The 25,784-nt window shown below is 61.7% G+C and carries 23 protein-coding genes; 9 read left to right on the forward strand and 14 right to left on the reverse strand.

All coding sequences use genetic code 11. From position 1 onward, the window contains the following. Positions 1-133 precede the first annotated feature (133 nt). Complete coding sequence (locus H2510_RS07135; RefSeq protein ID WP_222438365.1) at positions 134-952, forward strand: SDR family oxidoreductase; 819 nt, start codon at positions 134-136, stop codon at positions 950-952. 27 nt (positions 953-979) lie between these two features. Here the strand turns inward: H2510_RS07135 and H2510_RS07140 are convergent, their stop codons facing one another. The 5 genes from H2510_RS07140 to H2510_RS07160 all read right to left on the reverse strand — a co-directional run bounded on the left by H2510_RS07140 (position 980) and on the right by H2510_RS07160 (position 6,782). Then, positions 980-2,227 (reverse strand): MCE family protein, encoded by a 1,248-nt coding sequence (locus tag H2510_RS07140; protein WP_186627592.1) that lies wholly within the window; start codon positions 2,225-2,227, stop codon positions 980-982. A 66-nt stretch (positions 2,228-2,293) separates the two neighbouring features. Next, positions 2,294-3,130 (reverse strand): SDR family NAD(P)-dependent oxidoreductase, encoded by an 837-nt coding sequence (locus tag H2510_RS07145; RefSeq protein WP_186627593.1) that lies wholly within the window; start codon positions 3,128-3,130, stop codon positions 2,294-2,296. After that, a complete protein-coding gene (locus H2510_RS07150) occupies positions 3,127-4,707 on the reverse strand; it encodes an NAD(P)/FAD-dependent oxidoreductase (protein WP_186627594.1) in 1,581 nt (526 codons plus the stop codon). The genes H2510_RS07145 and H2510_RS07150 overlap by 4 nt, the downstream gene beginning before the upstream one ends. Positions 4,708-4,725: 18 nt before the next feature. Beyond that, positions 4,726-5,856 (reverse strand): PDR/VanB family oxidoreductase, encoded by a 1,131-nt coding sequence (locus H2510_RS07155; protein WP_186627595.1) that lies wholly within the window; start codon positions 5,854-5,856, stop codon positions 4,726-4,728. Further along, positions 5,853-6,782 (reverse strand): metal-dependent hydrolase, encoded by a 930-nt coding sequence (locus tag H2510_RS07160; protein WP_186627596.1) that lies wholly within the window; start codon positions 6,780-6,782, stop codon positions 5,853-5,855. Before H2510_RS07160 ends, H2510_RS07155 begins: the two co-directional genes overlap by 4 nt. Before the next feature lie 112 nt (positions 6,783-6,894). On the opposite strand from H2510_RS07160, the gene H2510_RS07165 reads away from it, so the two are divergent. Continuing rightward, positions 6,895-7,482 carry a TetR/AcrR family transcriptional regulator gene (locus tag H2510_RS07165; protein ID WP_186627597.1) on the forward strand — a complete coding sequence of 196 codons (588 nt, stop codon included), beginning with the start codon at positions 6,895-6,897 and terminating at the stop codon, positions 7,480-7,482. A gap of 13 nt (positions 7,483-7,495) precedes the next feature. Here the strand turns inward: H2510_RS07165 and H2510_RS07170 are convergent, their stop codons facing one another. The 7 genes from H2510_RS07170 to H2510_RS07200 form a co-directional block, all read right to left on the reverse strand. Continuing rightward, positions 7,496-9,016 carry an aldehyde dehydrogenase family protein gene (locus H2510_RS07170; RefSeq protein WP_186627598.1) on the reverse strand — a complete coding sequence of 507 codons (1,521 nt, stop codon included), beginning with the start codon at positions 9,014-9,016 and terminating at the stop codon, positions 7,496-7,498. Next, positions 9,013-10,560 carry a long-chain fatty acid--CoA ligase gene (locus H2510_RS07175; protein WP_186627599.1) on the reverse strand — a complete coding sequence of 516 codons (1,548 nt, stop codon included), beginning with the start codon at positions 10,558-10,560 and terminating at the stop codon, positions 9,013-9,015. The genes H2510_RS07170 and H2510_RS07175 overlap by 4 nt, the downstream gene beginning before the upstream one ends. A 138-nt stretch (positions 10,561-10,698) precedes the next feature. Continuing rightward, on the reverse strand, positions 10,699-11,325 hold the full coding sequence (locus tag H2510_RS07180) for a TetR/AcrR family transcriptional regulator (protein ID WP_186627600.1): 627 nt from the start codon (positions 11,323-11,325) through the stop codon (positions 10,699-10,701). Between the two features lie 37 nt (positions 11,326-11,362). Further along, the gene (locus H2510_RS07185; protein ID WP_186627601.1) at positions 11,363-13,543 is read right to left on the reverse strand and encodes a 3-hydroxyacyl-CoA dehydrogenase NAD-binding domain-containing protein; all 2,181 of its coding nucleotides are present in this window, start codon (positions 13,541-13,543) and stop codon (positions 11,363-11,365) included. Between the two features lie 66 nt (positions 13,544-13,609). Continuing rightward, entirely contained in the window at positions 13,610-14,770 is a 1,161-nt protein-coding gene (locus H2510_RS07190; RefSeq protein WP_088942170.1) for an acyl-CoA dehydrogenase family protein, read from the reverse strand. Between the two features lie 143 nt (positions 14,771-14,913). Beyond that, complete coding sequence (uvrA, locus tag H2510_RS07195) at positions 14,914-17,379, reverse strand: excinuclease ABC subunit UvrA (RefSeq protein WP_186627602.1); 2,466 nt, start codon at positions 17,377-17,379, stop codon at positions 14,914-14,916. Between the two features lie 54 nt (positions 17,380-17,433). Then, entirely contained in the window at positions 17,434-17,622 is a 189-nt protein-coding gene (locus H2510_RS07200; RefSeq protein ID WP_186627603.1) for a hypothetical protein, read from the reverse strand. 586 nt (positions 17,623-18,208) lie between these two features. Here H2510_RS07200 and H2510_RS07205 point away from each other — a divergent pair. From H2510_RS07205 to H2510_RS07230, 6 genes are all read left to right on the forward strand, one after another. Further along, on the forward strand, positions 18,209-18,649 hold the full coding sequence (locus H2510_RS07205; RefSeq protein WP_088942176.1) for an Hsp20/alpha crystallin family protein: 441 nt from the start codon (positions 18,209-18,211) through the stop codon (positions 18,647-18,649). A gap of 45 nt (positions 18,650-18,694) precedes the next feature. Next, on the forward strand, positions 18,695-18,871 hold the full coding sequence (locus H2510_RS07210; RefSeq protein ID WP_186627604.1) for a hypothetical protein: 177 nt from the start codon (positions 18,695-18,697) through the stop codon (positions 18,869-18,871). A 115-nt stretch (positions 18,872-18,986) separates the two neighbouring features. Further along, the gene (locus H2510_RS07215; RefSeq protein ID WP_186627605.1) at positions 18,987-19,196 is read left to right on the forward strand and encodes a DUF2945 domain-containing protein; all 210 of its coding nucleotides are present in this window, start codon (positions 18,987-18,989) and stop codon (positions 19,194-19,196) included. 256 nt (positions 19,197-19,452) lie between these two features. Next, complete coding sequence (locus H2510_RS07220; RefSeq protein WP_186627606.1) at positions 19,453-21,087, forward strand: AMP-binding protein; 1,635 nt, start codon at positions 19,453-19,455, stop codon at positions 21,085-21,087. Between the two features lie 50 nt (positions 21,088-21,137). Beyond that, complete coding sequence (locus H2510_RS07225) at positions 21,138-21,512, forward strand: hypothetical protein (RefSeq protein WP_186627607.1); 375 nt, start codon at positions 21,138-21,140, stop codon at positions 21,510-21,512. 114 nt (positions 21,513-21,626) lie between these two features. Next, positions 21,627-21,923 carry a DUF1049 domain-containing protein gene (locus tag H2510_RS07230; protein ID WP_186627608.1) on the forward strand — a complete coding sequence of 99 codons (297 nt, stop codon included), beginning with the start codon at positions 21,627-21,629 and terminating at the stop codon, positions 21,921-21,923. A gap of 11 nt (positions 21,924-21,934) precedes the next feature. Here H2510_RS07230 and H2510_RS07235 read toward each other — a convergent pair whose 3' ends face one another. Continuing rightward, complete coding sequence (locus H2510_RS07235; RefSeq protein ID WP_186627609.1) at positions 21,935-22,825, reverse strand: LysR family transcriptional regulator; 891 nt, start codon at positions 22,823-22,825, stop codon at positions 21,935-21,937. Between the two features lie 74 nt (positions 22,826-22,899). Here H2510_RS07235 and dapA point away from each other — a divergent pair, with 74 nt between their 5' ends. Then, on the forward strand, positions 22,900-23,859 hold the full coding sequence (gene dapA, locus H2510_RS07240) for a 4-hydroxy-tetrahydrodipicolinate synthase (RefSeq protein ID WP_315901273.1): 960 nt from the start codon (positions 22,900-22,902) through the stop codon (positions 23,857-23,859). On the opposite strand, the gene H2510_RS07245 is transcribed toward dapA, so the two are convergent. Further along, a complete protein-coding gene (locus H2510_RS07245) occupies positions 23,840-25,627 on the reverse strand; it encodes a long-chain fatty acid--CoA ligase (RefSeq protein ID WP_186627610.1) in 1,788 nt (595 codons plus the stop codon). The two genes, dapA and H2510_RS07245, sit on opposite strands and share 20 nt — an antisense overlap. Positions 25,628-25,784: the final 157 nt, after the last annotated feature.

Genomic DNA, 25,784 nt, shown 5'->3' on the forward strand with positions numbered 1-25,784 from the left:
GAGCCTAGACCAGCGCAGGTGTATGGCCAGCAGGTATGAGGTTGTCCAGAGTCACATTGCGGGTATTGACCAGTTGGTCAATACTGGAGGTATTGGTGTTGCTTCGTCGCCGTCTACTGCTAGGAGAAGAACTGTGTCTCATTCCCTGAGGAATCAAACCGTCTTGGTCACCGGCGGTGGCAGTGGCATCGGCCGACTTCTCGCCTTGGGTGCTGCTGAACGTGGGGCCCGGGTCATCGTGTGGGATCTGTCCGAAGAGGCAGGAGGCAATGTCAGCAAGGAGATTGTTGCTGCGGGTCACTCTGCCGCGGCCTACACCGTTGATGTGTCCGATCGCGATTCCGTCCAGGCAGCCGCGAAGCTAGCGGGGCCTGTCGACGTCCTGATCAACAACGCGGGGATCGTCACCGGCAAGAACCTCCTCGACGCCTCCGACGACGCCATCGAGCGCACGATCCGCGTGAACACGCTTTCCCTTTTCTGGGTCACCCGGGCCTTCCTCGGCAACATGATCGAGAACCGTCGCGGTACCGTCGTCACCGTTTCCAGTGCTGCGGGGCTTGTAGGGGTCGCCAAGCAAACCGACTACTCCGCGAGCAAGTTCGCCGCATTCGGTTTCGCTGAATCACTCCGTGTGGAGCTCTCGAAAGCCAACGCCGGTATCAACTCGCTGGTTGTGTGCCCGTACTTCGTCAGCACCGGAATGTTCAAGGGTGTGCAGACGAAATACCCACTCCTTTTACCGATTCTCACGCCCGAGTCCGTTGCGGAGAAAACCCTGACAGCGATCGAGAAGGGCCGCCACGAGTTGATCATGCCCCGATTCGTGAACCTCCTGTCGCCCGCCCGCGTGCTTCCAGTTCGCTGGTTCGACAAACTCATGAACCAGCTCGGCGTCAACAACACCATGGATCACTTCGTCGGCCGCGTCGAGGCGAAGAGTAAGAGCTGACGACCCCTGCCGTCGAACCTTCAGCGATCACCTCGGCGATGCACCGACGAGGGGGGCGAGCTGTGATGCGATCGGGTTGAGGTTGAGCTTGTCCGGATCCACCTTGGGCTTGCCGTCCCATGGTTGCGGTGTTTCAGGATCCGCGAAGACGATCCGGTTGGCGCTGCGGACGCCCGTCACGCTGCCCTGGGGTGTTGCGCAGTTCGCTCGAAGGTTCAGCGGGTAGTTCTCTTCGGTGAGGTCGAAGTTGGGATCATTCGCTTTCTCCTCGTCGAGAATGTCCTGTGAACCCTCGTAGCCGATGGTGCATGGTGGGGGATTGTTCGTTTCCAGCACCAGTCCCAAATGAGCTGTGCCATCGTTGGGCACGATAGTTCCAGCACCTGCGGCGAGGGCGGGCAGGAAGATCAGCAGCGGTCTGAGCGCGAGGGATTTCAGGCCGGTTATTTCGGTGACCGAGTTGATATTCGTCAGGTCGGTCGTCAGGGAGGGTCCGCCGTCGGCGATCAGTGCACCCACCTGATCGCTTGCTGCCGTGCCGGTTTCGATGAGGCGCCTTATGTCGGGGTCGTTGCTGCGCAATTGGGCTGCAACCGCGTCGAGATCGGTGCTGAACCGACCGATTGCAGAGGACTGTTCGGACTGGGTGTCGAGAACTGTCCTGCTGTCCCTGATGAGTGAGAGTGTCTCTGGCAGAGCGTCGTCGGCGCTCTCCGACAGAGACCCAAGCGTATCGGCCAACACCTGCAGGTCGTCACCCCTGCCGTTCAAAGCATCACCGAGTTCACGTACGACTGTCGTCAGATTCTTCAGTGGAACCGTTTTCACGAGCCGATCGACACTGGCGAGTACTTTCTCGACAGGCACAGGTGTTTCGGTGTTCTCCGACGTGATCGTCGAACCGTCGTCGAGGTAAGGCCCGTGCTCACTGATCGGCTGCAGATCGACGTATTGTTCACCGATCATCGACCGGTTGGCGACGACGGCCCTCGCCGAATCCGGAATGTCCGGTCCTTCGCTGTCGAGGAGGAGTTCCACGTCGATCCCGTTGTGCGTCAGCGACATTGTCCCGACGGTGCCGACCGGAACCCCGCGGTAGGTAACTTCCGCGTTGCGGAAAATGCCGCCGGAATTCTCGAATTGGGCGTGGACCCGATACTGCCCGAATCCGAGTAGGTTATCGATCCGAACGTACTTTCCGCCGACGAAGACGATGCCGGCGACGGTAACCACCACCAATGCGACGAGCTGAATCTTGACCAGTCGAGATCTCACAGCCCACCTCCGAGTTTCCTGACTACTGACGTCTTCCACCGAGTAGTGGCTCGTATCGGGCAGCAGCTATCTCGGGGATTGAGCCTGTTCCACTTCGCGCAGCAGAGCAGTGAGTTTCCGGTCGCGCGCCAGCTTCCACTCGAGCACGGGATTGAGGATCCCGCGCAGCCAGAAGTACGGCAGCCACACCGTTGGGGCGACTATCCGGGCACGGCGAGTTCGGGCAGCGTCGACCAAGAGATCTGCGGCTCGATCAGCAGACAGTCTTCGGTTCAGTGGCCAGGGGAGAAGCTGACCGATTCGCTTGCCCATCGGGTCGTTGTCGAGTGTGTCGCGGGCCAAGCCGGTGTCCACCACGCCGAAGTACGCGAGCCCGGCGGAGGCTCCGAACGCAGCCAGTTCGATGCGCAATCCGCGTCCGAGCTGTTCGACGGCCGCCTTGCTCACCATGTACGGCACCCCGCCCATGCCAGGTGTGAACGCCGCACACGAGGACACCAACAGCATGTGCCCACCGCTTGCGACGATCTCGTCTGCTGCCGCTCGCACGATGTTCAGCACGCCGCCGAAATTGACGGCCATCACGGAGTCGAAGACATCTCGTTCGACAGTCCGAATTGTTGCCGGCGGTGGGGTGATTCCCGCATTGGCCACCACGATGTCGAGTGCGCCGAAGGCCGCCACCGTCCGACGGACGCACTCCACCATCGCCTCGGAGTCGGTCACGTCGGCCGAGAGGAAGAGAACTCGTTCGGATGAACGCGCCTGTGCAGGTATGTCTCGATCGACAACTGCGACATACGCACCCGCTGCCAGCAATTTCTCCACTGTCGCAGCGCCGATGCCCCGCGCCCCGCCTGTCACCAGCGCAACTTTGTCGGGAAGAGAGATGTGTCGACTCATGAGCGATCCTTCAACCGTGTCGAATTGCCGTTCGGCTTCTGTTCTTTCGGATCGGTGGCACTGCCGATGCGGTACTCGTAGTGTTCGAGGTCGATCGTGGACATGCGGCGGGTGAAATTACGTACCGAGCCCGGCCAGTAGGTGACGTTCCGCCCGGATGGGCTCAGGTAGTAGCTACTGCATCCGCCCGAGTTCCATACCGAGCCCTCGAGCGTGGCATCGGTGTAGTCGGCGAACTCGCTCTGCGCCTGCCGGCTGACTTCCAGCGACGCAATGGTTTTGGCGTCCATGACCCGCAGTGCCTCCAGGATGTAGTTCACCTGCGCTTCGATCGTGACTACCTGCGAGGTGTAGACGACCGAATTGGGGCCGAGCAGCATGAAAAAGTTCGGGAACCCGTGCACGGTCGTGCCTCGGTACGAAGACATCTCTCCCGACGGCCACGCATCTGCCAACGTTTGTCCGTCGCGGCCGCGGATGCGACGGAACCCCGAATGGCCGGCGACGGTGAATCCAGTTCCCAGGACAATCGTGTCCACCGGGTGAGTTCGACCGCCGGTGGTCACGATGCCCGTTGACACAACTTCTGCGATGCCGGTTGTTTCGACGGTGACGTTGTCCCGGGACAGTGCGGGATAGAACTTGTTCGAGAACGTCGGTCGCTTACAGCCGAACGCATAATCGGGAGTGAGCTTCTTGCGCAACACTGGATCCTTCACCTGGCGACGCAAATGCGCTCGTCCGAGCACGGTCAGTGGTGCGAGCAGTGATCGATGGTGAATGAGGCCGGGCACCAACGCTTCCTGGAACAAGTCGAACGTGCGCCGCATCATGCGTTGCAGCGGAGGGAACCTTCGGAGCATCGATCGTCCGGATTCGGAGATCGACCGGTCGGGGTGCGGCAGTATCCACGTCGGAGTCCGCTGGAACACGGTCAGATGGGCGGCCTCGGGTGCGATCCGCGGTACGAACTGCACCGCGGACGCCCCGGTACCGATCACCGCAATTCGCCGACCGCGAGCGGAGTGTTCGTGATCCCATTCTGCGGAATGGAAGACAGATCCCGAAAATGACTCCAGACCGGCAATATTCGGCTTGGCGGGTTCGCTGAAGGGTCCGAGTGCGCCGACGAGTATGCGCGCCGACCAGGCCCCTTCCGACGTCGTCACCAGCCACCTGGCCTCGTCTTCGTTCCACGTTGCGTCCAGCACCTCGTGACCGAAGCGGATGCGGTTCCGAATGTCGAACCGGTCGGTGCAGTCGTTCAGGTAGGCCTCGATCTCGGGCTGAAGAGGGTAAAGGCGGGTCCAGTCCGGGTTGGGCGCAAAAGAGAAGGAGTACAGCGCAGAGGGGATATCGCACTGGGCGCCAGGATAAGTATTGACGTGCCACGTTCCGCCGACCGCATCGTCGCGCTCGAAGATCAGAAAGTCACCACGACCTTCCTGCTGAAGACGAATCGCTGCACCGAGGCCGCCGAATCCGGCCCCGATGATCGCGACGTCGACGAGGGAGACCGCCAGGTTGTCGGAGGCGTCGTGCTCATTGGCAGATGTGTCCGAAACAGTTGTGGTCATGAGATTTTCGACTCCTTCTTACAGATCGAGGACGACGACTTCGTTGTCGACGGCAGCTCGCGAAACACACGGGGTGAGCGTGGTCTGCCGCTCGGTGGCGTCGAGTACACGGTCGCGATGATCTACGCGGCCCTCGACGAGGCCGACGACGCAGACCCCGCAGAAACCCTGTCGACACGAGTACGGTTGATCGGGCCTCGTCCGGCGTAGCGCATCGAGTGCAGTCTCCTGTGCGCCAACGGCAATCGTTTCACCCGAACGGTTCAAATGGAGCGTGAAGGGCTTACCGTCGACTACTGCCGGCGGAGCGAAAAGTTCGGCATGAAACTCCTGAATTCTGCGGTTTCGTATCGACTCGTCGCGAAGCCTCTTCGAGAGCGCCGCCGGTCCGCACACGTACATCGCGGAGTCGACTTCTGCGAGGTCCACGATCATGGCAGGGTCCGGCATACCGTCCACATCGTCGGCCGCGAGAATCAGACGTCCACCCGAAGCAAGAGCCAACCGACCGAGGTCCGCGACGAAAGGCAGGCTTGCGTGTGATCGACCGTGGTAATAGAGCGTCCAACGAGCGTTGTCCTCTACGGCGCGCTCGATCATCGAGCGAATAGGGGTGATGCCGATTCCCGCTGCGACGAAGAGATAGTTGTCCGCTCGTGCCATCGGAAAGGCATTGCGCGGCCCTCTGACTCGAATGATGTCGCCGCGCTCGAGGCCGTGGATCTCGCTGGATACTCGGCCGCCGGGGATCTTCCGAACGCTGATCCGGTAGTGCTCGCCCTCGGAGGGTTGGCCGGCGAGTGAGTACTGACGCAGTTCCCCCGACGGTGTGATGATGTCGATGTGCGCGCCTGGAAGCCACGAAGGAAGCGGAACGCCGTCGTTGCGCCGCAGTAAGAGCGAGCGGACGTCCTCTGTTTCGACGACGATATCGTCGATGGTTGTCGCGAACTCGTATCCTGTGCCCCTTCGAGGTCGCGCAGGGGAGAGGGCCGTGATGATCGACGAATCCGCTACCAGCTTGGCGTAGATCCGGGACACGGCCCCGATGGCCCGTAACCCGATTCCTGGTTCGACAACGGCGATGTCGCCCAGGTGACTACGGGTTTCGACCGATGTCGGTTCTGGATTCGTACTTTCGGTCCTCACGGCTGCGTCGCCAATGCCGCGGGTGACTTCGCCAGGTACTGCACAGCCTTGTCGATGTCGCCCATCTTCGAAGGGTGGAATCCAGGACGGATGTAGAGGGCGAGTTGCACGAACAGAAATGACAGGCCTGGAATCAGTTGTTTGCGTGAGGCTCTCGCGAACGCCAGTGGCCACGGCATCTGAATTCGACGGCGGAGGCGCCCTTTGCTCGAGCGCGGCGTTGCGACCGAGTTCTTGTACAGATATGCCGCTGTACTGAACCACAACAGAGCCAACCCAGCGCTGGCCGCGACGGCAGTCCGGGCGCGTCGGAACCCGCCTCCGTCTACATACTGGAATGCGTCGAACGCCACGTTGCGGTGCTCGAGTTCTTCCGCACCGTGCCAGCGCAGCAGATCCAGCATCGTCGGGTCGACTCCGAGTCGATCGAATTCGGTGTTGTCGAGCAACCACTCACCGACGACGGCGGTGAAATGCTCTGCAGCCGCGTAGATTCCCAGGCGTTCGTTCAGCCACGCCTTGCCGGCTCGGCCCGTCAGGCCGTGGTCTCCGAAGACCACTCCTACTGCGAATCGGATGCGTCGCAGGATGGGTTCGATGTCCACTCCGTGAGTGACGAGGTAGTCGCGGAAACTTTCGTGCGAAGAGGCATGAGTGGCTTCCTGTCCAACGAAGCCGACCACTTCCTCGTGCAGTCGAGGATCGTCGATGAAGGGTAGAGCGCTTGCGAACACATCGGCCATGGCGCGCTCGCCCTCGGGGAGTACCAGGTGCATCACGTTCCAGAAGTGCGTGGCGTACCACTCCCCGGGGATGTATTGGAGCGGGACGTTCGACCAATCGAATTTCACCGCGCGCGCGACGATCGCGTAGGACTCATCGGTATGCGGCTTACTCGTGGTGACGACCGCCTTGTTTCGGGACATCCGAACTCCATTTCTGCGGGTGATGTTGGCCCGATGTTACATTGCAACAGTTGGTGTTGCAATGGTGCATTGAGCACGTGGCCGACAGCCGGGTGGCCGCTAGGATCGAGCAATGCATCCCGACGGAGACGATGGGCCCATCCTCGATGCCGCATTCGAGCTGTTCGGGCAGGTAGGCATCGCTCGGACGACGATCGGAGACGTCGCCAAGCGAGCACGCATCAACCGGGTGACCGTCTACCGCCGGATCGGGTCCAAGGACGAGTTGGTGCAAGCGGTCATGGCACGCGAATCGTCACGACTTTTCGCGTCGCTGGCGAAGTCGGCTGCAGAGCAATCTTCGCGAGCTGACCGCGTCGCACATGGTTTCGCGACGACGATCGACTCGGTCAGGACCAATCCCGTGCTGCTGAAGATGTTCGATTCCGAGAGCCCCGTAGTGTTGGAACAGCTCACCATCAATGCGTCTGCGCTACTCGAGTCAGCGATCAGGGCCGCAACGCACATTGCGCGAGACGAATCCAGTACGGACGCGTTCGCAGTGCCCGATGCACCGGAAATCGTTGCACGCGTGGTCCATTCGATCCTGTTGACGCCTTCGGCAGGCGCTCCGCTCGAGACGTACGAGGACCTGCTCACCTTTGCCCACCGCAACATAGTCCCGCTGCTCGTGGCTGGGCGCACCGAATCGGAGTCATAGGAACCACGGCAGATCACGCGCGGTGGCGGAGCCAGAGCAGGCGGTCGATCGACTGCGCGACCCAGCGTTTGCGACGCAGGGTGACCAACTCGAAACCAGGAATGTCGAACATCTTGCTCACGCGGCTACGGGTTCGGCAGAACTCTGCGAATCCTTCGTCGCCGTGTACCCGGCCGAAGCCGCTGGCACCGACGCCGCCCATCGGGACCGAGCCCATTCCGGCAAACGCGATCACCGAGTTCACGGTCACCTGGCCGCACACCAACCGGGCCGCTGTCTCGTTTCCGCGGCGGCGTGAGAAGACCGACGCACCGAGCGCGTATCGATGGTCGTTGGCGCGGCCGATCGCCTCGTCGAGATCGTCGACTTCGCAGATTGTGACGGTGGGACCGAATGTCTCCTCACGAACGGCCGAGCAGTCCTCAGGGGTGTCGACCAGTACGGTCGGACCGACGAACCGCGGACCGATCGAATCGAGCCCGCCGATCAACGCCCTGCCTCCAGCTGCAGCAGCATCCTCGAGATGTCTTCGTACGACGTCGATTTGAGCGGGCATCGTCATCGGCCCGTAGGTAGCCGACGCGTCACCACCCGGTCGAATTCGGCGCGCATGCTCGACGAGTGCGGCGGTGAACTGAGCGGAGACGCTGCGCTCGACGTACACGCGCTCGACCCCGATACATGTCTGGCCACCGTTGGTGAATGCGCCCCAGGCGACCGCCTCAGCGGCCGCCGCGATGTCGGCGTCCGCGGCGACGATCACGGGATCCTTACCGCCACATTCCATGACGACCGGCGTGAGCGTCTCGGCGCACGTCATCATGATCTTCGAACCGGTGTTGGTCGAGCCGGTGAACGCGATTTTGTCGACTCTGCCTCGGCACAGAGCGGCACCGGTGTCTCCGAACCCCATGACCACCGAGAGCACCCCGGTGGGCAACGTCGGATTCGCGTCGTTGAAGGCCTGAACGTATCTCGCACCGACAGCTGGGGTGTATTCGCTCGGTTTGAACACGACACAGTTGCCTGCTGCCAGGGCTGAGGAGATGGCACTGTTCGGTGCATACAGCGGGTAATTCCATGGCCCGATGACGCCGACGACTCCGAGCGCCACCTTGTCGACCCGGGCAGAGTAGTTGGCCAACAGTAGGCCGGGATTGACCCGGCGCGTGCGCAGCAGCCGCGGTGCATGGCCCTCGGCCCACGCGATGTGCTCGAGAGTGAGCACGATCTCGAGCAAAGCGTCTTCGGCAGGCTTCCCATTTTCCCGATGGATCAGATCGACGAATTCGTCTCTTCGGCTCCATATTTCGTGACGCCAGGCCTTCAGGTGTCGAACCCGTGACCTCGGTGGGAGCGAAGACCATTCATGCTCGACGCGGCGTGCCTCTGCTACTGCCGCAGCTACGGCCTCGGCCGACGCCACTTCGAAGGTGCCGATGTGGCGGTCATCGATCGGCGAGACCGAATCGAAACTCGTCGACTTCGATGTCTGGCCGGCCGATGCCTGGACAGTCGAAGTCTGCCGAGTCACCGGGAGACCTCGAGCCCGATCTTCGATTCGTGTGCAGTTCGTAGTTCACGCTTCATGATCTTGCCTGCGCCGCTCATCGGTAGCGCGGTGACGAACTCGATGGTGCGCGGTGTCTTGTAACCTGCGACGTAGGTTCTGGTGTGCTCGCGGAGCTCCTCGACGGACGGTGAAACTCCTTCTGCCAGAACCACGCACGCATGGACTCGTTCGCCCCACTCCGGGTCCGGTACGCCGATCACCGCACAAGCCAATACTGCGGGGTGCAGGCTGAGCGCACTTTCCACTTCGGCGCTGTAGACGTTCTCGCCGCCCGTGATGATCATGTCCTTGAGTCGATCCACTACGAACAGGAAACCCTCGTCGTCGAGGTATCCGACGTCGCCGGTGTGCATCCACCCGTCCCGAATGGCGGCTGCCGTCTCCGCGGGCTTGTTCCAATAGCCCAGCATGACATGTCCACCACGGACGCAGATTTCGCCGACTGCCCCGGTGGCTACAGGACGATCGTCGGGATCGACAATCTGAATTTCGGAGTGTGGTGCCGCCCGGCCCGCCGAGCCGATACGTTCTCCCACATGATGTTCGGGCCATAGAAGCGATGCAACCGGAGCGAGCTCGGTCATGCCGTATGCCTGGGTGAGCCGGGCGGCGGGAAGTCGCGCCTGGGTGCGCTCCAGCACCCCGGCGGAGATGGGAGAGCCGCCGTAGAGAACCCGGCTGAGCGAGGAGGTGTCGAAGGTGCTCAGTGAAGGGTGGTCCACGAGTAGCTGGATCATCGTAGGCACCAACAAAACGTCTGTGATGGAATGCTTTTGGATAGCCTCCAGCACCGCGGTGGGTTCGAAGAACGGAACCATCACGTGGGTTCCGCCGAGCATGACCTGACCGACCCATGCCGCAAGATCGGCGAGGTGGAACATCGGCGCAGCGTGCAGCAGGATCGACGCGTCGTCGAGCAATTGACCGGTGGCGACAGTTCCCAGACCTGAGGTGACGAGGTTGGCGTGCGAGAGCATGACGCCCTTGGGGAAGCCGGTGGTGCCGCCGGTGTAGAACAATCCGGCAAGTTGGTCTCCACTGCGTCGCGCATCGGAAACGGGGTCGTTGGACTCGACGAGGTTTTCGTACGAGACCATGCCTTCGGGGGTGGGGCCGTCGCCGCAATGGACGATGGTCTCGAGGTTTGCGCACGCTGCGCGCAGGGCAGGTGCCATGGCGGCGAAGGTGTCATCTACCAGGAGGACCTTGGTGTTCGAATCGTTCAGCGCGTAGGCGACCTCTACCGGGGACCATCGGATGTTGACAGGATTGAGCACGGCGTCGGCCCAGGGCACGGCCAGCAGGTACTCGGAGTAGCGGTCGCTGTTGAAAGCCAACATGGCCACCCGGTCGCCGCTCTCGACGCCGATCGAGTGCAGACCGGCGGCGAATCGAGCAACCCGGTCGATCTGCTCGGCAAAGGTGCGTACTCGGTCGCCGACGACAGTGGCCGCTCGCTGCGGGGTCGTTGCTGCGGATCGGTGGAGGCCTTGAGTGAGATACATGGCGGAGTTCCTTGTGACGAGAGGGGGCAAGTGCCCGGAGTGAATACGGTCACAGTCCCACCTTGTTGGCACAGTGTCAATAGGGAGGGTAGGGGTGTAGCGCACGGCTACTGGGATCCACTGAAAAGTTCTGTGCTGCTACTGCTCTCGATTGCCGTCGGCTGCGAGGGACTGCGCCGTGGCGAGAACGGTGACGAGGACGTCCGTCAACAATCTTTCGACCTGATCCCTGGTCAAAGTGCCGCGGACCAGCCACTCACGCCCGGCGGCCTTGACCATTCCACCGAACGCACGTACCGCCGACGTGGTGAGAATGCGGTCGCCGTGTCCACCCTCGAATGCTGTTGCGTCGAGGACTCGTTCGGCGGCGAGATCGTCCGCCTCGTCGAGGATCTGGGCGACCTGCTCGTCGACGCCCGAACCGCTCGCCATGGACACCCAGGCCGTGCCGTGGGTCTCGATGACCCCCACCAGCCAGTGCACGCTGCCCCTGGCACGCTCCTCGAGCGATCCGGCCGGCAGGTTCACTGCCTCGATCGGCGGGACCGTGACCAGGAATCGCACGCTCTCCAGATACAGATCGCGCTTGCCACCGATGTAGTGGTGGATGAGTCCGCGGGCAACCCCCGCGGACTCGGCGACGTCGGCCATCGACACTTCGGCGTACGGCTTGTCGCCGAACAAACGAACCGCGCTGGCCAGTATTTGTGTCCGTCTTTCGTCGGGTTCCAGTCGACTCCATTTGGGTGTGTTCACAGCCGCCATAGCTCTCATGATTGCATCGCACCGAGGGTGCGAGACGTCAGAGGTACCGCTCGGTGCGCGAGCGCAGTGAGGACGGCACTATGAAGCGATCACCGTAGCGTTCCCGCAGTTCGTCGGCGCGCTCGACGAATCCGGATAGGCCGCCGTCGAACTGGTTGACGAACTGGAGTACACCCCCGGTCCAAGCTGGGTAGCCGATTCCCATGATGGAGCCGATGTTGGCGTCCGCAACCGTACGCAGCACACCCTCGTCGAGACACGCGATCGAGTCCAGCGATTGTGCGATCAACATTCGATCCATCATGTCCTCGAACGGAATTCCATGATCGGCGCGGACGTAGTGTTCGGCGAGACCCGGCCACAAGCCTGCCTTGGAACCGTCCTCTGCATAGTCGTAGAAACCGCGTCCCGACTTGCGTCCGGGACGCTCGAACTCGTCGACCATACGGTCGACCAACGTATAGGACTTCGAGTCGATCCACTCACGGCCGTCGGCGCGGGCGGCCTCGGCCATCCCCTCGCGGATATGGCGTGAGAGCGTCAAAGAAATTTCGTCCATCAGGGCCAGCGCCCCGGATGGGTAGCCGGCGTGGAGGGCGGCCTGCTCGACGGTCGACGGGTGCACGCCCTCGGCGACCATGGAGATGGCCTCGTCCATGAATCGGCCGATGACCCGAGTCGTGAAGAACCCATGACTGTCTCCGACGACGATCGGGGTTTTGCCGATCATACGAACGAAGTCGAATGCACGCGCCAACGCCGAGTCGCTGGTGTGTTCTCCGACCACGATCTCCACCAGTGGCATCTTGTCCACCGGTGAGAAGAAGTGCGTCCCGACGAAGTCACTTTCACGGGAGACTCCCTCGGCCAGTGCAGTAATGGGAAGCGTCGAGGTATTCGAGCACAGAAGGGCGTCGGCGGTGAGGTACTTGTCCACTGCTTCGAACGCACCTTGCTTGACGGCAGGATCCTCGAACACCGCCTCCACGACGAGATCGCAGCCCTCGGTGTCTGCTGCGTCGGCACTCGCCGTGATGAGCGAGAGGACAGCGTCTGCGGCCTCCTGCGTCGTTCTGCCTTTGGCAACAGACTTACCGAGAATCGAACGGGCGTAATCTTTTCCGCGCTCTGCTGATTCGATCGACACATCGCGCAGCACGACGGGCACCTTTGCCGAGGCGACGACGTAGGCGATGGCGGCGCCCATCATTCCCGCGCCGATCACCAGTACTTTCTTCGGAACCCGTTGCGGCTCGGCCGGGGGACGCGAGACACCCTTGTTGATCGAACCGAGATCGAAGAACATCGATTGGATCAGATTCCCCGACACCGGTCCGCATGCGAGGGACGTGCAATGTTCGGTCTCGACGAGTGAGGCAGAGTCGAAGTCCAGGACCGATCCCTCCACCGCGGCGGTGATCACTGCGATGGGTGCAGGCATCGGTGCGCCTTTGACCGGCGTGCGACCGCTGGCGGCTGCGACGAGAGCGGGCAGTCGATCCGCCAAACCGGGCGATGCTGCGGTGCCGCCTGGGATCTCGAACCCATTCTTGTCCCAGGGCTGCGCAGCGTCGGGATGAGCGGTGATCCAGGCGCGGGCCGAAGCCATCATCGCCTCCTCGGTGTCGACTACCTCGTCGACCAATCCCAGCTCGAGAGCCTGAGCCGGCCGATACCGCTGGCCCTGTCCGACAACCCGCGTCAATGCTTCGACGACGCCGAACATGCGGACTGTCCTGGTGACTCCACCGGCGCCGGGCAGGAGCCCAAGGGTAACTTCGGGAAGTCCGAAGCGAGAGCTCTTCTTGTCCAAAGCGATTCGATAGTGGCATGCCAGCGCGATTTCGTAGCCGCCACCGAGCGCAGTGCCGCCGAGTGCAGCCACAACCGGCTTGCCGAGCCGCTCGAGACGACGGAACTTATCCTTGGTGAAATCGAGAGCGCCCGAGATCGCTGCATGATCATTCGGGCCGGCGTCGCGCAGTAACTCGAGATCGCCTCCGGAGAAGAACGAGTCCTTTCCCGAGGTCACGATGACGCCGTCGAAGTCGTCGCGGTGTGCTTCGAGCCAGTCGATCGTCGACGCAAGTGACTGACCAAATGCGTCGTTCATGGTGTTGGTGGCCTGTGTCGGATCGTCGATCGTCAGTACGAGCACTCGGTCGTCGCCGATTTCGCCGTTGATCGTGGATGTTTGCACAGCAGTCGATGTGCTCATGGGCGTCCTTCGGGCATCGTGATGGTGGTTGTCGGCGACCAAGGGGACTCCGTCGCACAGGTCGAACTAGAGCGAACGGGAAATGAGGTCTTTCATAACTTCGTTGGCACCGGCGTAGATGCGGGCTATGCGGCCGTCGACGAACATTCGGGCGATGGGGTATTCCTCCATGTAGCCGTATCCTCCGAAGAGCTGCAGGCACCTGTCGACCACCTCGAACTGCCGGTCCGTGGTCCAGTACTTGACCATCGCGGCAGTGGTGACGTCGAGCTCGGAGACGAGGTGCTTGGCGACGGCGTCGTCGACGAACGTACGCACCACTCGTCCGATAGTGGCGCATTCCGCGAGTTCGAACTTCGTGTTTTGCAGATCGAACAAAGTTTTTCCGAAAGCGTTGCGAGACTTGGTATATTCGACGGTCTGTTGCACTGCAGTCTCGATCATCGCGGCTGCAGCTATCCCACAGATCAGACGCTCCTGGGGGAGCTGCTGCATCAACTGTGCGAAGCCGCGGCCCTCCGATTCACCCAGTATGTTCGCGGCCGGTACGCGCATGCCGTCGAACGACAGCTCGGCGGTGTCCTGCCCCTTCTGGCCGATCTTGTGCAGTACTCGTCCACGAAAGAATCCCGGGGTGTCATCGGATACCTCGGCGACGAGCAGTGACAATCCGCGCGCGCCGGCGGACGGATCCGTCTTCACCGCCAAGATGAGCAGATCGCAGTGGGCTCCATTGGAAATGAAGGTCTTTGCACCGGTCACCACGTAGTCGTCGCCGTCGCGAACTGCTCGGGTGGCGATTCCTTGGAGATCGGAGCCGGTTCCCGGCTCGGTCATCGCGATCGCGCCGATCCAGTCACCGGAGCACAGCTTCGGCAACCATCGTTGCCGGTTCTCCTCGGATGCGTACGCAAGGATGTAGTGCGGGACGATGCCGCTGTGCACGCCCAATTGCATGGCCGAGTCGCCGGCGCGAACCTGTTCCTCGAACAGCACCGCCTCGTGACGGAAATCGCCACCGCCACCGCCGTATATCTCCGGGATCGACATGCCGAGCAAGCCGAGTTGCCCGGCAGCGCTGTATACCTCGCGGCTAGGGCGGCCTGCGGCCGCAAATTCTTCTCGGTGCGGTACGACCTCTTTCTCGAAGAATCCTCGAGCAAGCTGTCGCACGTCAGCGAGTTCGGTGGCGAGTTCGCTGCTGGTGCGGTCGGCGAGTGCAGTCATGGGCATTCCTAGGTCGGCAAACAAGCTTGTTGGCACTGTGCCAATTACCTTGCTCGTGTTGCCGAGTGATGTCAAGGTGGTGCCGACATCGACCGATACGTTCCTCCCGCGGGGGATCCGATGTCAGGCCGCGTTGCTCCGGATCAGGATTGCAGTCGTCGTGCCAAGTAAGGGCCAGTGATGCTGTCCGTAGACGCGGCCACTTCGGTGGGTGTCCCCGTGGCGACCACGGTGCCGCCTTTGTCGCCACCGCCCGGTCCGAGGTCGATGACCCAGTCGGCGGAGGCAATGGCGTCCAGGTCGTGTTCCACCATCACGACGGTGTTGCCTGCGTCGACGAGGCGGTGGAGTTGGCGCATGAGCAGGGCGACGTCAGCGGGATGCAGCCCGGCGGTGGGTTCGTCCAGTAGGTACAGGGCGTTGCCGCGTCGGGTGCGCTGCAGTTCGTTGGCGATCTTGATGCGCTGTGCTTCGCCGCCGCTGAGCTCGGTCGCAGGCTGGCCGAGTCGCAGGTAGCCGAGCCCGATATCGAGCAGCGTCTGCAGGCTGCGAGAAGCGCCGGTGATGTCGGCGAAAAACCCGGCCGCTTCGTTCACCGACATCGCCAGCACGTCGGCGATGGTTTTGTCGCGCCAGGTGACTTCGAGAGTTTCGGGGGTGTAGCGGGCGCCGTGGCAGGTGGGGCAGGGGCCGTAGGTGCCGGGAAGGAAGAGGAGCTCCACTTCGACGAAACCGTCACCCTGACACGTCGGGCAGCGTCCTTCGGGGACGTTGAAGGAGAACCGGCCGGGCGCCCAGCCGCGGGCCTTGGCCTCGTCGGTGTCGGCGAACAGTTTGCGCACGATGTCGAACATTCCGACGTAGGTGGCCAGTGTCGAGCGGGGTGTGCGGCCGATGGGGCGCTGATCCACCCGGACCAACCGGTTGAACTCCTCGAATCCGTCGACGGCGGCCACATCGATCTTGATCTGCGCGTCGTCGTCCTCATCTGCAGCGGTATCGAGTCGATGACGCGCCACCTCGAACAAGACTTGGGTGACGAGTGTCGACTTCCCAGAGCCCGACACACCGGTCACCGCGGTCAGCACCGCCAGTGGGAACGCCGCGGATAGCTCGCGCAGGTTGTGGCGGGTGACGCCGGTCAGAGTAAGCCAGCCGTCGGTCGGTCGCGCCACACGATGCAGGGACTCTGCGCGTCCGAACAGGTGGCGCCCGGTAACCGACTCCTCGATCTGCTCGAGCCCGGCCACTGGACCGCTGTACAGCACCCGGCCACCGCCTTCCCCCGCAGCGGGTCCGATATCGACCACCCAGTCGGCCCGTCGGACCACGTCCATATCGTGTTCGACGACGAACAGTGAGTTCCCGGATTCCTTCAGCCGATCCAGGACGTCGAGCAGCGGCTCGGCATCGGCCGGATGCAGGCCGGCAGACGGTTCGTCCAAGACGTACACCACACCGAAGAGCCCGGATCGAAGCTGTGTGGCGATACGCAGACGCTGGGACTCACCGGGCGACAGCGTCGTCGAACTACGTCCCAGCGACAGATATCCCAAACCCAAACCGAGCAGCACCTCGATCCTGGCGAGCAGGTCAGCAGTGATGCGTACCGCCACCTCGGTTGTCTCCCCGGACGATGCCGAGGGCGTCGCCGCGATCATTCCGGACTGTTCGGCGATGGGCCGTAACACCGCGGCGACCTCGGTCAGCGAGAGCGTGTTGAGCTCGGCGATGGAATATCCGGCGACGGTCACCGCCAGCGCGTCGACGCGAAGTCCGCTGCCGGCGCACTGTGGGCACCGGACACTCTCGGTGAACTGCAGAGCACGCTCACGCATTCGTTGGCTGGTGGAGTCCGACAGGACATGCATGACGTGGCGGCGAGCGCTCCAGAATTTGCCTTCGTAACTGTGGTCGACGCGGTCGGCCTGCGGTTTGATGAACACCTTCGGTTGCTCGTCGGTGTAGAGGAGCCAGTCTCGGTTCTTCCGGCTGAGCTTGCGCCATGGCACGTCGATGTCGATACCCAGGCCGCTGACGATGCTGCGTAGGTTTGCACCCTGCCAGGCGCCGGGCCAGGCCGCGATCGCTCCCTCACGGATGCTCAACGACGGGTCGGGAACCAGTAAATCCGTCGTCACGTCGTGGAAGACGCCGAGCCCGCCGCAACGCGGGCATGCTCCGGCGACGGTGTTGGGGGAGAACGATTCCGCCTCGAGGCGTGACGCCCCATCCGGGTAGGTACCGGCGCGGGAATAGAGCATCCGAAGCAGGTTCGACAAGGTGGTGATGGTGCCGACACTGGAGCGTGAACTGGGCGCGCCCCGGCGTTGCTGCAGCGCTACGGCCGGGGGCAGTCCGGTGATGGAAGCGACGTGCGGTGCGCCTACCTGCTGTAGGAGCCGACGGGCGTAGGGGGCCACCGACTCGAAGTAGCGTCGTTGAGCTTCGGCATACAAGGTGCTGAACGCCAACGAAGACTTGCCTGATCCCGACACGCCCGTGAACGCGACGAACGCGTTGCGAGGGATATCGACATCTATGGCTGCCAGGTTGTGCTCGGTGGCGCCGCGAACGCGCACATACCCGTCCCACGATGTGCCCGTCATCTTTCCGACACTAGCGCGGGTGGCTCGGGTCGGGAGGATTCGTTCTTTACGCGGTCAACTTGCTCGACGCGGTTTGGCGTGGGCGCTTGCCATCGGGTGGGCCTGCGGGGGAGGGCGAGTTTCGTCGATGTCCGGGTCCGGCGGGTAGCTGCGCGTGGGAGCATGCCCGACGTCCTGGTGGGCCATCACGCCCTTCCACCAGTCGTCCATCGAATCTGTTGTCGGCCACACGATCGGTTCCATCAACGATCCTCCGCTGCATCAGTTAATCGAGTAGTGCCGCAGCGAATTCGAGTTACTGATTGACTGCGGTATCTGCACGGTCAATACGCCTGACGGCTTAAGCGATCTGACTCCAACGTACGCCCTTAGCGCGTAGGGCACCACCTCCTCAGGTCCTTCACGCTGCTACAGATTTGATCGCGCGGATTCGAGGGAGATATTCATGGCAAGCGACCCTCCTTCTACGGAGTCACCGGCACTAACGGCAAAACGAGCACTACGAGCGGCTGCGGTGGCGATCGGTATCGATGACGACTACGGGCACAGGCTCGCGGCGACCGTCGACATACCCTGCTCGGTCCGTATCGGGTTCATAACGCGCTGGCAGCCCTGTCGTTGCTCGCAGCAAACGGTAGAGATCTCGGGTCGACTATTCTCACCCGAACTCTCGGCTGTGCTGTCGTGCAGCATGTTTGAGTTGTCGGTGTTTTCAAAATGTTATCGACACGGTCTGGCACTCGGCGGTCGAGAGTGCTAAATTGTTCCGTGCACAGTGAGAAAGCGCCCGCTAGAGGAGCGGGCGACACGAGTTCAGGAGGTGGTTGCTGTGCTGCGCTTCGATCCTTTTCGTGACTTCGATTCTCTCGCCGCGAACATGCTCGGAGCATCGAGTGGCTCGGGCCGTGTTCCACGGTTCATGCCAATGGACCTGTACAAGGTCGACGATCGCTACATTCTGAGCGCTGACCTACCCGGTGTCGATCCTGGCTCGATCGACGTCGATGTGGACCGTGGCACGCTTACTCTCACCGCGCATCGAACTGCACCGGAAACCGATGGTGTGCAATGGATTTCCTCCGAACGCTTTGCCGGAACATTCCGCCGTCAGGTTTCCCTGGGTGAGGGAATCGACGTCGAAAATATCTCGGCGACCTACGATAACGGCGTCCTGTCGGTGATGATTCCGCTCGCCGAACGCGCAAAGCCCCGCAAAATCGACATCGCCCACGGGGAAACACAGCGTTCGATCGAAACACACTCCACCTGAGGGATATTCGGTACCGAGCCTGTTACGGAAACGAGGTGATCTGTGATGGAGACAGTACTGTGGCCGGATACTCCGGATCGTGACGAGTGGTGGCTCTCGATTCTCGACCCAGGGGTACGGGAATGCTCGACAATCGATGTGATCGAACAACATCGAGACGAACCACTCGACGACGACGAATATCCGCGCACGACAAGCCGAGATCCGATGGTCGTCGCATGACTCGTCTGACCGCGTAACTTCGAGGCAGTCAGCGAAATCGAGCGGCACGCGCAACGGCATGGTTGTCCGACCATGCCGTTGCGCATGCTCAACCCATTCGGCAGGGGAAGAAGTTATGGCAACCAAGTTCTCGGTAGGCGACCATGTGCGTTGGAACTCCGAAGCCGGGTACGTGCAAGGCACGATTACGCGAGTCCACACCGAAGACGTCGACTACAAGGGGCATATCCGCCGCTGCAGCCCGGACGATCCCCAGTACGAAATCAAAAGTGACAAGACCGACCACATTGCGATGCACAAGGGCAGCGCGTTGACGAAGATCTGATGCTCTGTAGTTTCCCGTCACGTGGCGTGATGTTGTGCAGGCGACCACCCCGCTCGACTGGTGGCGTCTCATCGTTTGCCCCTTGTTTAGCGTGGAACCATCTCGCGGTCCATCGACGCAGGTGATACAAGTTTGATCGACAGCGCGACCGAAACAGAACCCAATCGGATCGCGTTGCTCCGAGCAAGCTAGAACGTGTTCTAAACTCAGGTCAACCGCCTCGAGATCGCGGCGCTGTCACTTGAGAGGAATGACGATGCAATTCAACCTTGCGGACGTTTTCGAGACAGTCGCCGATGCGGTACCTGATCGCGTTGCATTGACCTACGAGGGCGAGAACCTCAGCTACGCCCAGTTGGACGCAGAGGCCAACAGGACCGCCCAGCTGCTCACACAGGCCGGCATCTCCCGAGGCAACCATGTCGCACTGTTCCTGAAGAACAGCGTCGAGCACGTAGCTTCCATCCTGGGATTGCTCAAGATTCGCGCGGTCCCGATCAACGTCAACTACCGGTACACGCCCGCCGAACTCGAGTACATCTTCATCAACTCCGATTCGGCCGCAGTGGTCGTCGAAATCTCCGAGCACCAGCGCGTCCTTGCTTCCCTCTTGGGCGCGTGCCCGATGATCCGGACGGTAATCGTGATCGGCGAGATCGCCGCCGAACTCTCGTCCGCCGCGAACGAGCATGCAGTTTCCGTGGTTTCATTCGCCGATGCTCGTGAATTGTCGCCCACAGCCGAGTTCGATTCCCGCACGGGCGACGACCTGTACCTGCTCTATACGGGAGGGACCACTGGATACCCGAAGGGCGTCATGTGGCGGCAAGATGACTTTTTCCGCAAGCCCCTTTCCGGCGGAAACCCATACGGAGAGGGGGCGCGACAAGACCTCGCCGAGATCGCAAGTGCTGCAAAGGAATTTCCCGAACTCTCGTTCCTCATCGCCGCGCCCCTGATGCACGGTGCGGCGTTGTACTCGTTGTTCACCTTTTTCACCCTCGGCGCTCGCGTAGTGCTCAGGCGCGACTTCGATCCGCAGAAGGTCGTCGAATCGATCGAGAAGGATTCGGTGCAGGTTATCCTGATCGTCGGCGATGCTATGGGGCTGCCGTTGGTCGATGAGATGGAACGCCGAAAGGGCGAGGTAGATCTCAGCTCCCTGTTCTCGATAACTTCAGGCGGCGCGATCTGGTCCACCAGCGTTCGGGACCGCATGCTGGCGGTCAAACCGGACCTGCTGTTGCGGGACAACTTCGGCGCCTCGGAGTCTGGAAACGACGGCGCCTTCACCATCGACGAGGTCGGCACTCTGCGAATGCCACCCTCGCCGAGCATGACACTCGTCGACGAGCGTCTGAACGAGATTCCAGCAGGCTCCGAGGACGTGGGCTACATCGCCCGGATCGGCAACGTCCCTCTCGGCTACTACAAAGACGAGGAGAAGACCGCCCGGACGTTCCCGACACGCAGTGATGGAACCCGCCTGTCGGTGCTCGGCGACATGGGCAAGGTGGAAGCGGACGGCACGATAGTCTTCCTCGGACGAGGCTCGCAATGTATCAACACCGGCGGCGAAAAGGTCTTCGCCGAGGAGGTCGAGGCCGCCCTCCACGCGCACCCGTCGATCAGCGATGCGCTCGTCGTCGCCGCACCTGACCAGCGTATGGGCCAACGGGTTGCCGCGGTGATCGCAACCTATCCCGAGTCACCTGAACTCACCCTCGACGACGTTCAGGAGCACTGCCGCAAGACGCTTGCCGGCTACAAGATCCCGCGTTCGGTCGTGCTGGTCGAGGAGGTCAAGCGAACCCCAGCCGGTAAAGCGGACTACCGCTGGGCGAAGACAGTGGCGACGGACGTGTCCAGTGCTGAGCCGATCCAGGGGTAGTAATCCCGGACCCCGCCTCGCCACCGAGCAAGGAGATTAGGTTGGGAAGTATGACCGATGACGTAGGAAAGCGATGGCATGACCCTGGGGGGTCTGGCGGTGTCCGCCGTGCAGCCCTGTTCACCGTCTCGGTCATCGTCAGTGCGCTGGTGGTGATGGTCGGATGCATCATGTGGGCGGCCTGGGGACCGCACTCGGGTCAGTGTCGCGACGCGGCGTTTACGGTGTGCGCCGAGCCCGAGCGAACGATTCTTCTCGTAGTTCCGTCCGCTCTGTTGTTGATCGGGGGGTTGTTCGCGTTCGTTCAGACGTATCGGGTGTGGCGCAGTGGTGGCACTTGGCCGATTTGGCAGGGAGCCGGGTGGGCCTTGTTGGTCTCCATGGTCATCTACATGTCGATGTCTTTGAGCGCGTTGAGTCCGTGACGGTCGTCGCCCTGAATCGAGGCGGTCGACAGCAACGCCATCACATGAATGGCGCCGGTTTCGCCTCTGCATCTGCCGGGTAGCTACCTGTCGACACCTCGACAAGGAGCCACGATGAACGAACGGCCTCAGCAACCCGAGACCACCACAACAACTTCTACGCAACCCGCGGCGCGTTCCTCTCATAGCGCAACGCGAATCCTCACCGGAGTTGCCGCGGTATTTTTGGTGATCGCGTTGGTGATATTCGTATTGCAAAACACAGAAAAGGCGCACGTCGAATTTCTCGGGTTGAACCTCGATGTCGCCCAGGGCGTTTCGCTACTTCTAGCCGCGATCATCGGCTTTCTGATCGCAGTCCTCGGTAATGGTGTTATGCGCCTACGACGCCGGGTGCACAATCGCCACTGAACAAGCCGCAGCTAGGAAGCAAGTTCTGACATCAACGCCCGGATAGTAGGACTGTTTTCTGCGCTGATTCGCCACACTGCGTACACATCTCGCTTCGGCTCACGGTGCAACTCTCTGAAGATCAGATCCTCACCCAGCGGCGGACGCGCCAGTCGGGGGATCAATGCGAGAACATCGTGCGTGGAAACCAGTGCCAGCTGAGTGGAGAAGTCGTCGATCAGGTGACGCACATCGGGCTCATGAGGAAGGTCGGCGAAGAGGCGCCGGAACCACTCGTGGCAGAGAGTCCCGCGAGGGCTGGTCACCCACGCATAGTCGATGAGATCGGCGCTGGTGAGGGGCTCGGTCGCAACTGCTAGCGGATGTGTTCGCCGCATGACCACGTCGCCGACATCCGTGTGCACCAATTGCTTGGTCATCGACGCAGGCAAAGAGCTCGGCATTCCGTCGGTGTCGTGCACGAGTGCGAGGTCGGCGGTGCCTGCCTCGACGCTGGAGAGCGCCTTTGCAGGGTCCTGCTCTTCGATGTTGATCCGAACGTCTGGATATCGTGAACCAAGCGCTGGCAAGATCGGTGCCAACAGTCCGCGCACCGCCGTCGAAAACGCAACGACTCTGAGTCGGCCACGTGGCAAACCCACCGAAACCGATAGTGCTGCCTCCGTGCATCGCTCGAGAGCTTGGAACACATCAGGAGCGGTGGCGACGAGCATTCGACCGGCAGGCGTCAGCGTCAACGTTCTTCCCGCGGGCACCATCACTGCGACGCCGAGTTGGCGTTCGAGCCGCTTGATCTGTTGTGACACCGCGGAGGCGGTGTAGCCGAGCTCCTCGGCCGCCTTCGCTATCGTTCCAACGAGTGCAACCACGTGTAGTGCACGGAGTGCACCGACATCGATCATGAAGCCAAGCTACGGTATTCCCCCAAAAAAGTATTGCTGGTTCTAGGTGGACATGACGTGCAGGATCATCGACTGTGACGATTCCTCTTCAGCCGGCCGAGCGACTCTTCGGGACCAATCTTGTGGCAATGGCTTCGCCGATGAATCCCGACGGGTCGCTCAGTGCGTCGGGCACTGATGCTTTGGTCGACCACCTCCTCGCCACCGGATGCGATGGTCTCGTCGTTGCTGGCACAACAGGTGAGTCACCCACCCTCACCGAGAGCGAGTCCGTTGCACTCGTGCAGGCAGTCTCGGCGCGCGCGTCCGGACTTGGACGGGTGATTGCCGGGGTGGGAACGTACGACACCGCGGCCACGATTCGTCGAGCCCGCGACGCCGAGCAGGCGGGTGCCGATGCTCTTCTCGTCGTGTGCCCGTACTACTCCCGCCCGACTCAGGTTGGGGTGCTTGCGCATTGCCTCGCCGTCGCCGATTCCACCGAGCTACCCGTCATGGTCTACGACGTTCCGGCGCGGACTGGTATGGCCATCGACGCAGCAACGTTGATCGAGATGTCGGCGCATCCTCGAATTCGGGCCGTCAAGGATGCCAAAGGCGACTTGTTCGAAGCAATGTCCGTCATGGAATCGACTTCACTTGCCTACTATTGTGGACTCGACGAGCTCAACCTTGCGTACCTCGCATGTGGGGCTACCGGATTGGTCAGCGTGATCGGCAATGTCGCTGCGGAACACACCGGAAGGCTCATAGCGGCGGTCCGTGCCGGTGAGCTCGACTCGGCACGGACCATCCAGCGATCTTTGATCGGCTTGACCGAAGCGATGCTCCGTACCGCGCAGGGCGCGGTCATGGCCAAGTCTGCACTGGTACACCTCGGCGTCATCGGCCATGCGACAGTTCGTCTTCCGCTGATCGAGGCTCCGGTCGTCGATATGCAACGCCTCGTCGATGCCCTCACGGTCGCAGGTTGGCCCGCTGTGTCAGCTCATTCCAGCGGGCAGAGTCGGCGGGTCAGGAATACAGGTCGCTGATCTCGGCTCGGTGAACTTCGTGGATTATGTTGCGCTTGAGCTTGAGTGTCGGCGTCAGTTCGCCGCTCTCCTGGGTGAAGTCGCGTTCGAGGATCGTGTACTTCTTGATCTTTTCGGGGTTGGACACTTTCTTGTTCGCCTCCTCCACGGCCGTATCGATTTCAGCGATCAAATCGGCGTTTGTCACCAGGTCGGAGGTTGTCGTGGTGGGAGGAAGGCCGTTCCGCTCGACCCAAGCGGGCAAGGTCTCCGGGTCGAGTGTGATCAGTGCGCCGATGAACGGCTGAGCGTCACCGACCACGATGCACTGGCTGATCAGTGGGTGTGCGCGCATCGAATCTTCCAGGCCCGCCGGCGCGACGTTCTTGCCACCCGCGGTGACGATGATTTCCTTCTTACGACCGGTGATCGAGACGAATCCCTCATTATCGATCGAGCCGAGGTCACCGGTGTGGAACCAACCGTCGATGATCGATTCGGCAGTTGCCTTCTCGTTCTTCCAGTAGCCGGCAAATACGACCGGACCGCGAAGGAGAAGTTCGCCATCGTCGGCGATACGCGCGGTGTGGCCGTCGACCGGTTTGCCTACCGTGCCGATGCGCTGCGCATTGGAAGTGTTGATGCTGAAGGCGGCGCTCGATTCGGTGAGTCCGTACCCCTCGTAGATCGGTATGCCGACGCCGCGGAAGTAGTGACCCAGGCGTGCGCCGAGCGCGGCGCCACCGGAGAATGCTTGCTTGCACTCGCCACCGAGAGCTGAGCGCAGCTTCGAATAGACGAGCTTGTCGAATATGGCGTGCTCGAGCCTGAGCGCTATTCCTGGGCCGCCCTTTTCGAGGGATTCGCTGTATTCGATGGCCGTTGCTGTTGCTCTGTCGAAGATTCCGGCTTTGCCGTTGTCCACGGCCTTTTGACGCGCCGAGTTGTAGACCTTCTCGAATACGCGGGGCACCGAGAGGATGAAGGTGGGTTTGAAATCGGCGAACTGGTCGAGGAGCGTCGTCAAATCCGAGGTGTGGGCCACGGTTACTTTCGACTCGAACGCGCCGAATGAGATCGCTCGCGCGAACGCATGGGCGAGCGGCAAAAACATCAGAGTCTTTTTGCCCGGGGTCATCGAATCCGGTAGTGCCAGCTGGCAAACGGCCGCTTGCGCGTAGAAGTTGGCATGAGTCAGCTGGACACCCTTGGGGCGTCCCGTTGTGCCGGAGGTATAGATCAGGGTCGCGGGTGAGGCTGCAGTGACCTGGCGACGACGAGTGTGCAGTTCTTCGTCGGTAATCGTGGAGCCGCGCTTGGCGAGCTCGTCGATCGCACCCGATTCGATGACCAGAACCTCGCGGAGAGCGTCGGCGCCGTCGGTAACTTCCTGGTGGATCTCCGCATGCTTGGTCGTTTCGACCACGAGAAGTGTTGTGGCGGAATCCTCGAGGATCCACTGCGCCTGACCGGGCGAGGATGTCTCGTAAATCGAGACAGTGCATCCGCCGGCAGTCCAGATGGCATAGTCGAAAACGACCCACTCGTAGCGGGTCGAAGAGAGGATGGCGACGCGGTCGCCGAGCTCCAGCCCCGACGCAATCAGACCCTTTGCGACTGCGGACACTTGCTTCGCGAATTGAGCTGCGGTGACGTCGACCCAACCACCGTTCGACAGCCGCTTGAACGGCGTGAATGTGGGGTCTTCCTCAGCATGGCGGAACACGGAGTCGGCCATCGACACGTCGGCCGGAATCGAGAACGACTGAGGAACTGAGAACTCACGCACTATTGACTCTCCAATGACGGCACTGCCGGCTGATTCGGTAAGAAGGGTGTCGCTGAGCTTCGTTGCATTGAATATCCAAGAAAGACATTGCTATTCGAAGATTTTTCTTTATTGAATGTCACGCTGTCGTTACCTTTGCGACGCTGCCACCATCTGG

Source organism: Rhodococcus sp. BP22, assembly GCF_014281965.1.
GTDB lineage: Bacteria > Actinomycetota > Actinomycetes > Mycobacteriales > Mycobacteriaceae > Rhodococcoides.